The organism is Cronobacter sp. HA18006, from assembly GCF_011605445.1.
Lineage (GTDB): Bacteria > Pseudomonadota > Gammaproteobacteria > Enterobacterales > Enterobacteriaceae > Cronobacter > Cronobacter sakazakii.
In genome coordinates, this window is the sequence record NZ_JAANQB010000011.1 from 249,763 (window position 1) to 260,664 (window position 10,902).

The 10,902-nt window shown below is 59.9% G+C and carries 9 protein-coding genes; 6 read left to right on the plus strand and 3 right to left on the minus strand.

Features of this window, described 5'->3' with window-relative positions; all coding sequences use genetic code 11:
* Positions 1-47: 47 nt before the first annotated feature.
* Positions 48-677, minus strand: a complete 630-nt coding sequence (locus tag G9X48_RS02950; RefSeq protein ID WP_004385175.1) for a TetR/AcrR family transcriptional regulator — start codon at positions 675-677, stop codon at positions 48-50.
* Between the two features lie 251 nt (positions 678-928).
* Between G9X48_RS02950 and bhsA the strand changes: the two genes are divergently transcribed.
* A complete protein-coding gene (gene bhsA / locus G9X48_RS02955; RefSeq protein ID WP_007866836.1) occupies positions 929-1,186 on the plus strand; it encodes a multiple stress resistance protein BhsA in 258 nt (85 codons plus the stop codon).
* Positions 1,187-1,240: 54 nt separating this feature from the next.
* Here the strand turns inward: bhsA and G9X48_RS02960 are convergent, their stop codons facing one another.
* Both G9X48_RS02960 and mfd read right to left on the minus strand, forming a co-directional pair.
* On the minus strand, positions 1,241-2,215 hold the full coding sequence (locus tag G9X48_RS02960; RefSeq protein WP_007898410.1) for a L,D-transpeptidase family protein: 975 nt from the start codon (positions 2,213-2,215) through the stop codon (positions 1,241-1,243).
* Positions 2,216-2,349: 134 nt separating this feature from the next.
* Complete coding sequence (mfd, locus tag G9X48_RS02965) at positions 2,350-5,796, minus strand: transcription-repair coupling factor (protein WP_015386792.1); 3,447 nt, start codon at positions 5,794-5,796, stop codon at positions 2,350-2,352.
* A 140-nt stretch (positions 5,797-5,936) separates the two neighbouring features.
* Here mfd and lolC point away from each other — a divergent pair, with 140 nt between their 5' ends.
* The 5 genes from lolC to cobB are packed head-to-tail and all read left to right on the plus strand — an operon-like array spanning position 5,937 to position 10,839.
* On the plus strand, positions 5,937-7,136 hold the full coding sequence (lolC, locus tag G9X48_RS02970) for a lipoprotein-releasing ABC transporter permease subunit LolC (RefSeq protein ID WP_097640884.1): 1,200 nt from the start codon (positions 5,937-5,939) through the stop codon (positions 7,134-7,136).
* Positions 7,129-7,833, plus strand: coding sequence for a lipoprotein-releasing ABC transporter ATP-binding protein LolD (lolD, locus tag G9X48_RS02975; RefSeq protein ID WP_014729124.1), 705 nt, complete (start codon positions 7,129-7,131; stop codon positions 7,831-7,833). The genes lolC and lolD overlap by 8 nt, the downstream gene beginning before the upstream one ends.
* A complete protein-coding gene (lolE, locus tag G9X48_RS02980) occupies positions 7,833-9,077 on the plus strand; it encodes a lipoprotein-releasing ABC transporter permease subunit LolE (RefSeq protein ID WP_054624632.1) in 1,245 nt (414 codons plus the stop codon). Before lolD ends, lolE begins: the two co-directional genes overlap by 1 nt.
* A gap of 15 nt (positions 9,078-9,092) precedes the next feature.
* Positions 9,093-10,013 (plus strand): N-acetylglucosamine kinase, encoded by a 921-nt coding sequence (gene nagK / locus G9X48_RS02985; RefSeq protein ID WP_097640885.1) that lies wholly within the window; start codon positions 9,093-9,095, stop codon positions 10,011-10,013.
* A gap of 1 nt (position 10,014) precedes the next feature.
* Complete coding sequence (gene cobB, locus G9X48_RS02990; protein ID WP_007866857.1) at positions 10,015-10,839, plus strand: Sir2 family NAD+-dependent deacetylase; 825 nt, start codon at positions 10,015-10,017, stop codon at positions 10,837-10,839.
* Positions 10,840-10,902 lie beyond the last annotated feature (63 nt).

A 10,902-nucleotide genomic window follows, 5' to 3' on the forward strand; every position in this document is an offset into this window, starting at 1 on the left:
TGTGAAGGGTGAGCGGCGGGCACCGCTCACGAAGGGAGAGAATTGCTTTACAGCAGATGCGGCCACAACCGCATAGTCATATTCACGATCTCAATTAATTCTTCCTGCGTCGCGCCTTCACGGGCACTGACAGACATGCCGTGGACCAGGCAACTGATAAAGCGCACCAGCGCAGGCAAATTGCAGTTTTCCGGGATTTCCTTTTGCGCCTGACGTTCACTGAAGAACCGCAGCAAAATGGCCTCACGTTGCGTATTACGCGCTTTCAGCGTGGCGGCAATCTCCTCTGACGAGGCGGCCAGCGCAGCGGAGGTGGTGACCATAAAACAGCCTGCGGGCGTCTCTTTGCTGGCGAAGCAGCGTGCCACCGCGCACAGATAATCATGCAGCGCTTCGTCGACGCGTTTTTCGGCGTGAAACAGCAGGGTTTCCTGCTGCTGTGCGAAACGCGCGATATAGCGATCGAGCACAGCCCGGAACAAGCCCTCTTTATTGGTGAACTCCGCATACAGCGTGGGTGCCTTGGCACCAGTCGCTTCGACCAGGTGCGCAAGTGACGTCGCTTCGTATCCGTGTTGCCAGAATAGTGCCATGGCCTTATCAAGCGCCGCTTCCCTGTCGAACACTTTTGGTCGGCCACGGCTTTTTTTAGCGCCACTGTGGGCTTCTGTAGTCATAGTGCCGTTTAACCTCTTTATGTAAACCTGCCCCCAAAATACCCCTTTTTGCCCCCGCAGTACCAGCAAAACCGCGCTGCAGGTGCGCCACAGGGTACGTGACAGGCGTTTCAGTAATTAAAATAACGATCGTTAAAAATTATATTGACACGTGATGCAGATCACAACTATCCTTTATCTATCGATCGTTAATTAAATAAATATTAACGACCACGTAACTAAATCCGCATTACAAACGAAAGGGTACCCACATGAAAACCGTTAAAGCACTGTTCGCCGCCGCTGTACTGAGTTCGTTGTCGTTTGCAAGCGTCGCTGCCGTTGAGGTGCAGTCCACCCCGGCAGGTCAACAAAAGGCGGGCACCATCTCTGCGACCGCAGGGACTAACCTGTCCTCGCTGGAAGCCGAGCTTGCGCAGAAAGCTGACGATATGGGCGCAAAATCGTTCCGTATCACCTCTGTTAACGGCCCGAATAATCTGCACGGCACCGCTGTCATCTATAAATAAGCCCTCAAGATCACCTGTTAAAAGGCCCTGTCTCCGGACAGGGCCTTTTTTGTTTCAGATGGCGTCGCTGGCAGGCGCTGGCGGATGAGCAGTGACGTTAACCGGTATGCCGGAGCGCAGTCGCAGCGCCTGTTCCATCACCTCGCGGTCGGTTTGCTCTGCGGCTTCAAAAGTTTTGAGCGTCGCGTTGAGAGTAATCGGCAGCGTTTTCGGGTCATCCTCGATGCGCTTTGAGAGCGGCTGATGGACTTCAACAAACCGACGCCCGTCCGGCTCGACAGACGCTTTCACCGGCGCGTTGATGATATTGACGCGCGTACCGACCGGCACTGCGCTGAACAGGTGTTTGATGTCGTCATCGCGCAGACGGATACAGCCCGAGCTGACGCGCATGCCGATACCGAAATCCGCATTCGTGCCGTGCAGCAGATAGACGCCGCCGTAAGCTGCAAGGCGAATGGCGTGATGGCCCATCGGGTTGTCCGGCCCGGCAGGCATCACGGCCGGTAAATCGATCCCTTGTGCTTTATAACGTGCGCGAATATTGGCCGTCGGCGTCCAGGTCGGGTTGGCGCGCTTTTGCGATACCGTGGTCTGCATGGTTGGCGTGAGCGTGTCGCCGTCAAGCTGGCCGATGCCAATCGGGTAGACGGTCACTGTGTTCTCGCCTGGCGCAAAATAGTAGAGCCGCAGCTCGGCAAGATTAATCAGAATGCCTTCGCGCGGGGCGTCCGGCAGCAGCATCTGGCGCGGAATGGTCAGCACGCTACCCGCGCGCGGCACATACGGATCAACGCCGGGATTGGCCTGCAACAGCGCCAGAAAGCCGACGTTATAGCGTTTGGCGATCGCCTCCAGCGAGCCGCCATCGTCCGCCACCGTGTGGTAGAGGGTTTCGCCAATCAACCGGCTGCCTGGTGCGGGGAGAGGGTAAGTATTCGCCAGCGCCTGGCTTGCGCCAAACGTCATGCCAGCGACAAGCGCCAGCCATGACAGCCAGCGAGAAAAACGCGCGTGTTCTCTTTTCATTTACAGATCCCAAAGGCGGAGAAGTTTTTGTAATACATACATAAAGAGAGAAGTATGGCGGGGCTTCGTCCAGGGAAACCCTGGACGATTGCAAAGGATTGTAAAGTTACGCCCCGCGCGGGTGCGTGAAGGATTTAAGGCAGCGAGTGTTCGGCGAGTTGCGCCATAAACTGACGCACCCATTCCATTCGGGTTTTCCGCTCTTCCAGCTCGCGGAAGAATTTCAGGCGTGTCGGCCCGTCGAGGCGGTAATGCTGTGGCTCTTTTTGCAGCAGGCCGATAAGCCAGCCCGGATCGACATGATTTTTCTCGGCAAACTCAATGGTGCCGCCTTTCTCGTTAGCCTCAATTTTACGCACGCCAAGCTTCTGCGCCTGCTGGCGCAGGGCCGCGATATCCAGCAGATTGCGCGCCGGGTCCGGCAGCAGGCCAAAGCGGTCGATAAGCTCCACTTTGATCTCTTCAAGTTCCTGCTCTTTTTTGGCGCTGGCGATGCGCTTATAGAACGACAGGCGCGTGTTCACATCCGGGATAAACGCCTCCGGCAGTAGCGATGGCATCCGCAGTTCTACTTCCGTCTGCTGACTGGTGAGATCTTCAAGCGACGGCTCGCGCCCGGCTTTCAGCGCGTCCACCGCGTTTTCCAGAAGCTCCATATAGAGTGAGAAGCCGATGGTTTCCATCTGACCGCTCTGATCTTCGCCCAGCAGCTCGCCCGCGCCGCGAATCTCCAGATCGTGCGTCGCGAGCGCAAAGCCCGCGCCGAGATCTTCCAGCGACGCGATCGCCTCAAGACGCTTCTGCGCGTCGGTGGTCATCGCCTTCGGCGGCGGCGTCAGCAGCCACGCATATGCCTGATGATGCGATCGCCCGACGCGGCCGCGCAGCTGGTGCAGCTGGGCGAGACCAAAATGATCGGCGCGCTCGATGATAATGGTATTGGCGGTCGGAATATCGATACCGGTTTCGATGATCGTGGTGCACACCAGCACGTTAAAGCGCTGATGATGGAAATCGTTCATCACCCGCTCAAGCTCGCGCTCGCGCATCTGGCCGTGACCGATGGCGATGCGTGCCTCCGGCACCAGATTCGCCAGCCGCTCGGCGGCCTTCTGGATATTCTCGACATCATTGTAGAGGTAATAGACCTGACCGCCGCGCAACACTTCACGCAGGATGGCCTCGCGCACGACCAGATTGTCATACTCGCGCACGAAGGTTTTCACCGCCAGACGACGCGCGGGCGGCGTGGCGATAATCGACAGGTCACGCATGCCGCTCATCGCCATGTTCAGCGTGCGCGGAATAGGCGTCGCGGTGAGCGTCAGAATATCCACATCGGCGCGCATCGCTTTAATACGTTCTTTGTGACGCACCCCGAAGCGGTGTTCTTCATCGACAATCAAAAGACCGAGATCTTTCATTTTGACGTCGCTCTGCAACAGCTTGTGGGTGCCGATAAGAATATCGACTTTGCCTTCAGCGGCCTGTTCCAGCACCTGCGCCTGCTCTTTGGCGCTGCGAAAGCGCGACAGTAACTCAATGCGCACCGGCCAGTTGGCGAAGCGATCGCGGAAGTTGTCGTAATGCTGCTGGGCCAGAAGCGTGGTCGGCACCAGCACCGCCACCTGTTTATTGTTCTCGACCGCCAGGAACGCCGCGCGCATCGCGACTTCGGTTTTACCGAAGCCCACGTCGCCGCACACCAGACGATCCATCGCCAGCGGCTGGCACATGTCGCTCAGCACTGCGTTAATCGCCTGCGCCTGATCGGGCGTGGTTTCAAACGGAAACCCTTCGCAGAAGAGCTGATACTGCTCTTTGTCATGCTTAAAGGCGAAACCGGATTTCGCGGCGCGCTGGGCGTAGATATCCAGCAGCTCCGCCGCCACATCGCGCACTTTTTCCGCCGCTTTCTGGCGCGCTTTCGACCACGCGTCGCCGCCAAGCTTGTGCAGCGGCGCGTTCTCTTCGGCACCGCCTGCGTAGCGGCTGATGAGATGCAGCGACGACACCGGCACATAGAGCTTCGCGTCGTTGGCATAGGTGAGCATCAGGTATTCCGCCGTGATGCCGCCTGCCTCAAGCGTCGTCAGCCCGGCGTAGCGGCCCACGCCATGCTCCAGATGCACCACCGGCTGGCCGGGGCGCAGCTCCGCCAGGTTGCGGATGAGCGTATCCGGGTTAATGGTGCGGCGGCTCTCCTGGCGGCGGCGCGTGACGCGCTCGCCCAGCAGATCGCTCTCGCAGATAAACGCGCGCTGGCGCAGGGTATCGATAAATCCGCGCTCCGACGCGCCGATGCTCAGATAGCGCTCACCCGCCTGCGCGTCTTCAAGCCGCAGAAGGCGCTTCGGCATGACTTTAATGCGCGAAAGGAGCTCCGAGAGCGCCTCGCGGCGGCCTTCACTTTCCACCGAGAAAATCACCGGGCCGGTGAAGGACTCCAGAAAGCGGCGCAGGCTGTCGAGCGGCGATTTCTGCTGCGCCTGCACCGCGATATCCGGCAGCGGCTGGTAGCCCAGATTGGTATTGGCGGCTTTATCGGCCAGCGCCTCGGTTTTCAGCTGCACGCGCGGCCAGGCTTTTAACTGCGCATGAAGTTCATCGGTGCGCAGCCAGAGTGCTTCTGGCGGCAACAGCGGGCGCATCGGGTCGACGCCGCGGTTCTCAAAGCGCGCCACGGCATCGGCCCAGAAGCGGTCGGCGCTCGCTTCCAGATCGCCCGTGCTCACCACCAGCGTATTTTTCGGAAAATAGCTGAACAGCGGCGGCAGCGGCTCGCTAAAGAACAGCGGCTGCCAGTATTCAATACCTGCGGGCAAGGTGCCTTTGCTCACCTGTTGGTAGATATGCTCCGGGTCGCGCTTGACCTCGAAACGGTCGCGCCACTGGCTGCGGAACAGCTCTATGGCCGCTTTATCGGTCGGGAATTCGTGCGCGGGCAGCAGATTTATCGCTTCCACCTCTTCGAGCGTGCGCTGGGTATCGACGTCAAACAGCCGCAGGCTGTCGATTTCGTCGTCGAAAAAGTCGATGCGGTAGGGTTGTTCGCTGCCCATCGGGTAGAGATCGAGCAGCGCGCCGCGGGTGGCGTATTCGCCATGCGCCATCACCTGATCCACATGGCGATAGCCCGCCTGGTCCAGCTGCGCGCGCAGGGTGTCGCGTGAAAGCTGCTGGCCTTTTTGCATCACCAGCGCGTGGCCGTGGAGGAAGCTGTGCGGGCAGACGCGCTGCATCAGCGTATTCACCGGCAGGATCAGCACGCCGCGCTGCATACCGGGCAGCTGATAGAGCGTCGACAGGCGCGAGGAGATAATCTCCTGGTGCGGCGAGAAGCTGTCATACGGCAGCGTCTCCCAGTCAGCCAGGTTCATCACCAGGCTTTCGGTAAATTGTTGAATTTCATCGTGCAGACGCAGGGCGGTTTGCATATCCGGCGCGATAAGCACCAGCGGGCCGGCATGGCGTTCCGCCATTTCCGCCACCTCAACGGCGCAGGCCGCGCCGGTCAGTTCACCCAGTTGACGCTGATCGCCCGCTTTGACGGGCAGAGAGTAACGATATTGTTCAGGCATAGAAGGCGAAGCGTGCTCCGGTTGTGCCGCTTGTCCGGGATAAAAACCCGGCGACAGAGTGGGTTAGTGGTTCCATAAATCAGATCTGGGCTTTATTATCGTTGATCACTTTGCATTAGCAACCGTACAAGACGGATTTCATGTATCAACCTGTCGCGTTATTTATCGGCCTGCGCTATATGCGCGGGCGTGCAGCAGACCGCTTCGGCCGTTTCGTCTCCTGGCTCTCCACTATCGGCATCACGCTCGGCGTGCTGGCGCTGGTGACCGTGCTCTCGGTGATGAATGGTTTCGAGCGAGAACTGCAAAACAACATTCTCGGGCTGATGCCGCAGGCGCTTATCAGTTCATCCAAAGGCTCTGTCAACCCGCAGCAACTGCCTGCCGACAGCCTCCACCTGCAGGGCGTTAACCGTATCGCGCCGCTAACCACCGGCGATGTGGTGCTGCAAAGCGCCCGCAGCGTGGCGGTCGGTGTGATGCTGGGGATTGACCCGGCGCAGCGCGACCCGCTGACGCCGTATCTGGTCAACGTCAACCAGCAGGATCTGACCGCCGGGAAATACAACATCATTCTCGGCGAGCAGCTTGCGGGCCAGCTTGGCGTGAAACGCGGCGACCAGCTGCGCCTGATGGTGCCGTCCGCCAGTCAGTTCACGCCAATGGGCCGCCTGCCGAGCCAGCGTCTCTTCACCGTTATCGGCACTTTCGCCGCCAACAGCGAAGTGGATGGCTATCAGATGCTGGTCAATATTCAGGACGCTTCACGCCTGATGCGCTACCCGGCAGGAAATATCACCGGCTGGCGACTGTGGCTGAATGAGCCGCTGAAAGTGGATACGCTGAGCCAGCAGACGTTACCGCCCGGCACGCAGTGGCAGGACTGGCGCGAGCGTAAAGGCGAGCTGTTCCAGGCCGTGCGCATGGAGAAAAACATGATGGGCCTGCTGCTAAGCCTGATTGTCGCCGTCGCCGCGTTTAACATCATTACGTCGCTCGGGCTGATGGTGATGGAGAAGCAGGGCGAAGTGGCTATTCTGCAAACCCAGGGCCTGACGCGCCGTCAGATCATGGCGGTGTTTATGGTGCAGGGGGCCAGCGCGGGCGTTATCGGCGCGCTGTTTGGCGCGCTGCTCGGCGCGCTCCTTGCCAGCCAGTTAAATAATTTGATGCCGGTGATTGGCGCGTTCCTTGATGGCGCTGCGCTGCCAGTCGTTATCGAACCGTGGCAGGTCATCGGTATTGCGCTCTCGGCGATGGCCGTCGCGCTGTTGTCCACGCTTTATCCTTCCTGGCGCGCTGCCGCCACCGAACCCGCTGAGGCTTTACGTTATGAGTAATTCTGTGCTGTTACAGTGCGACAACCTGTGCAAACGCTACCAGGAAGGCAAAGTGCAAACGGATGTGTTGCACAACGTCAGCTTCAGCATCGACGCGGGCGAAATGATGGCAATTGTCGGCAGCTCCGGCTCCGGTAAAAGTACGCTGTTGCACCTGCTGGGCGGGCTGGATACACCGACTTCCGGCGACGTGATTTTCAGCGGTCGGGCGCTGAGCACGCTCTCTTCTTCCGCCAAAGCGGAGCTGCGTAACCGCGAGCTTGGTTTTATCTACCAGTTCCACCATCTGCTTCCCGATTTCACCGCGATGGAAAACGTGGCGATGCCGCTGCTTATCGGCAAAGCGCCGAAGGCCGAGACCGAGCGCCGGGCGCTCGCGATGCTGGACGCCGTGGGGCTCGCGCACCGCAGCAACCACCGTCCGTCTGAGCTTTCCGGCGGCGAGCGCCAGCGCGTCGCGATTGCTCGCGCGCTGGTGAATAATCCGCGTCTGGTGCTGGCGGATGAACCGACCGGCAACCTCGACGCCCGCAACGCCGACAGCATTTTCGACCTGCTCGGCGAGCTGAATAAAACCCAGGGCACCGCCTTTCTGGTGGTGACGCACGATCTGCTACTGGCGAAACGGCTGTCGCGCCAGCTGGAGATGCGCGACGGGCACCTGAACCCTGAGCTGACCCTGATGGGGAGGGCGTAATGGCTTCCCCGTTATCATTACTGATTGGTCTGCGCTTTAGCCGGGGACGCAGACGCAGCGGCATGGTGTCGCTTATCTCCGTTATTTCAACGATTGGCATCGCGCTTGGCGTGGCGGTGCTGATTGTGGGCTTAAGCGCCATGAACGGCTTTGAGCGCGAGCTGAACAATCGCATTCTGGCGGTCGTGCCGCATGGTGAAATCGAGCCGGTGGAGCAGCCGTGGCGCGGCTGGCAGGATGTTGTGACGCGCGTTGAGAAGGTCAACGGCATCGTCGCGGCGGCGCCGTATGTCAACTTTACCGGGCTGGTGGAGAGCGGAGCGAACCTGCGCGCCATTCAGGTGAAAGGCGTTGATCCGGCGCAGGAGCAGCGTTTAAGCGCGCTGCCGCATTATGTGCAGAACAACGCCTGGCAAAGTTTTCAGGCGGGCAAACAGCAAATCATTATCGGTAAAGGTGTTGCGGATGCGCTGAAAGTGAAGCAGGGCGACTGGCTCTCTATCATGATCCCGAATTCTGACGCCGACCATAAGCTGTTGCAGCCCAAACGCGTGCGTTTGCAGGTGGCAGGCATTCTGCAACTGAGCGGCCAGCTCGATCACAGCTTTGCAATGGTGCCGCTGGCCGATGCGCAGGGCTATCTGAACCTCGGTGACAGTGTCACGGGCATCGCCATCAAGGTGAATGACGTCTTTAACGCGAATCAACTGGTGCGCGACGCGGGTCAGGTGACGGATGCCTATGTCTATATCAAAAGCTGGATCAACACCTACGGCTACATGTACCGCGATATCCAGATGATCCGCGCGATTATGTATCTGGCGATGGTGCTGGTGATTGGCGTCGCCTGCTTTAACATCGTCTCGACGCTGGTGATGGCGGTGAAAGATAAAAGCAGCGACATCGCGGTGCTGCGTACGCTCGGTGCGAAAGACGGGCTTATCCGTGCGATTTTCGTCTGGTACGGACTGCTCGCCGGGCTGCTCGGCTCGGTCAGCGGCGTGGTGGTGGGTGTGCTGGCGTCGTGGCAGTTGACCGCTATCATTCACGGGATTGAAAAACTGATCGGCCATCATTTCCTCTCGGGTGACATTTACTTTATCGACTTCCTGCCTTCGGAGCTGCACGTGCTCGACGTGGTCTATGTGCTGCTGACGGCGCTGGTGCTGAGCCTGCTGGCGAGCTGGTATCCGGCACGGCGCGCGAGCCGCATCGATCCGGCGCGGGTACTGAGCGGACAATAATTCAGGGAGCGGCGGATGTATTACGGGTTTGACATTGGCGGCAGCAAAATCGCCCTCGGTGTATACGATGACGCGCGGCGTCTGCAATGGCAAACCCGCGTCGCGACGCCGCATGATAGCTACGAGAACTTTCTCGACGCCATCAGCGCGCTGGTGGCAGAGGCTGACCGCCGCTTTGGCGGCGCGGGGCATGTCGGCGTTGGCATTCCCGGCATCCCGGAAACGGACGACGGCCTGCTGTATGCCGCCAATCTGCCCGCCGCCAGCGGCAGGGCGGTGAGGCGCGATCTCAGCGCGCGGCTCGGGCGCGACGTGCGTATCGATAACGACGCCAACTGTTTTGCGCTCTCCGAGGCCTGGGACGATGAGTTCAGCGCCTATCCTGTTGTGATGGGGCTTATCCTCGGCACTGGTGTCGGCGGCGGCGTGATTGTCGAGGGCAAACCATTGACCGGGCGCAGCTTTATCACGGGCGAATTCGGCCATATCCGGCTGCCGGTGGACGCGCTCGCCATCCTCGGGCGCGATATTCCGCTTATCCGCTGCGGCTGCGGGCAACACGGCTGTATTGAGAATTATCTTTCCGGTCGGGGCTTTGCATGGCTCTGGCATCACTTCTACCATGAATCACTGGACGCGCCGCAAATCATTGCCCGCTGGCAGCAGGGTGACACGCAGGCGCAGGCGCATGTTGAGCGTTATACCGACCTGCTGGCGGCCTGTGTCGCGAGTCTGTTGACCGTGCTGGACCCGCATCTGGTGGTGCTCGGCGGCGGGCTGTCGGGGTTTTCGCATCTGACAACGGCGCTTAGCGCGAAGCTGCCTGCGTATCTGCTGCCCGTTGCGAAAGTGCCGCGTATTGAGCAGGCGCGCCACGGCGACGCGGGCGGTATGCGCGGTGCGGCTTTTCTCCATCTCACACGCTCACGGAGTTGAAATGCAATCGCGTCGTCTGCACCGGCTGGGCCGGTTTCGAAGGAATAAACGTCGGCTGCGCGAGCGCTTGCGCCAGCGTATTTTTTTCCGGGACAGAATTATGACACCTGAAGTGATGAATAAACCTGTGGTAGTGGTCTTAACCGGGGCGGGGATCTCGGCGGAATCGGGCATTCGCACGTTCCGCGCCGCTGACGGCCTGTGGGAAGAGCATCGCGTGGAGGATGTGGCAACGCCGGAAGGGTTCGCGCGTAATCCGCAGCTGGTGCAGGAATTCTACAACGCCAGACGCCGCCAGCTGCAGCAGCCGGAGATCAAGCCTAACGCGGCGCATCTGGCGCTGGCGCGGCTGGAAGAGGCGCTCGGCGACCGCTTTTTACTGGTCACCCAGAATATCGATAACCTGCACGAGCGCGCGGGCAGCAAAAATGTGGTGCATATGCATGGCGAATTGCTGAAAGTGCGCTGTTCGCAGAGCGGGCAGGTGCTGGAGTGGACGGGCGACGTGACGCCTGGCGATAAATGCCACTGCTGCCAGTTCCCCGCGCCGCTGCGCCCGCACGTAGTGTGGTTCGGCGAGATGCCGCTCGGGATGGATCGTATTTATGAGGCACTCGCGCGCGCCGATGTGTTTATCGCCATCGGCACCTCCGGGCACGTTTATCCGGCCGCCGGATTCGTGCATGAAGCGAAGCTTCAGGGCGCGCATACCGTGGAGCTGAACCTTGAGCCAAGCCAGGTCGGCAGCGAGTTCGAAGAGAAGCATTACGGGCTGGCAAGCCAGGTGGTGCCGGAGTATGTCGAGAAGCTGTTGAAAGGTCTGTGACGACAGGGATGTCAGAGGGAAACGGCGGGTGCGCTTCGCTTACCCGCCCTACACAGAACATTA

What these genes read in the sequence shown, in the direction of transcription:
- mfd (WP_015386792.1), bottom strand. Translation starts at nt 5,796, where the DNA reads ATGCCTGAACAATATCGTTACTCTCTGCCCGTCAAAGCGGGCGATCAG.
- bhsA (WP_007866836.1), top strand. Translation starts at nt 929, where the DNA reads ATGAAAACCGTTAAAGCACTGTTCGCCGCCGCTGTACTGAGTTCGTTG.
- G9X48_RS02950 (WP_004385175.1), bottom strand. Translation starts at nt 677, where the DNA reads ATGACTACAGAAGCCCACAGTGGCGCTAAAAAAAGCCGTGGCCGACCA.
- lolD (WP_014729124.1), top strand. Translation starts at nt 7,129, where the DNA reads ATGAGTAATTCTGTGCTGTTACAGTGCGACAACCTGTGCAAACGCTAC.
- G9X48_RS02960 (WP_007898410.1), bottom strand. Translation starts at nt 2,215, where the DNA reads ATGAAAAGAGAACACGCGCGTTTTTCTCGCTGGCTGTCATGGCTGGCG.
- lolC (WP_097640884.1), top strand. Translation starts at nt 5,937, where the DNA reads ATGTATCAACCTGTCGCGTTATTTATCGGCCTGCGCTATATGCGCGGG.
- cobB (WP_007866857.1), top strand. Translation starts at nt 10,015, where the DNA reads ATGCAATCGCGTCGTCTGCACCGGCTGGGCCGGTTTCGAAGGAATAAA.
- nagK (WP_097640885.1), top strand. Translation starts at nt 9,093, where the DNA reads ATGTATTACGGGTTTGACATTGGCGGCAGCAAAATCGCCCTCGGTGTA.
- lolE (WP_054624632.1), top strand. Translation starts at nt 7,833, where the DNA reads ATGGCTTCCCCGTTATCATTACTGATTGGTCTGCGCTTTAGCCGGGGA.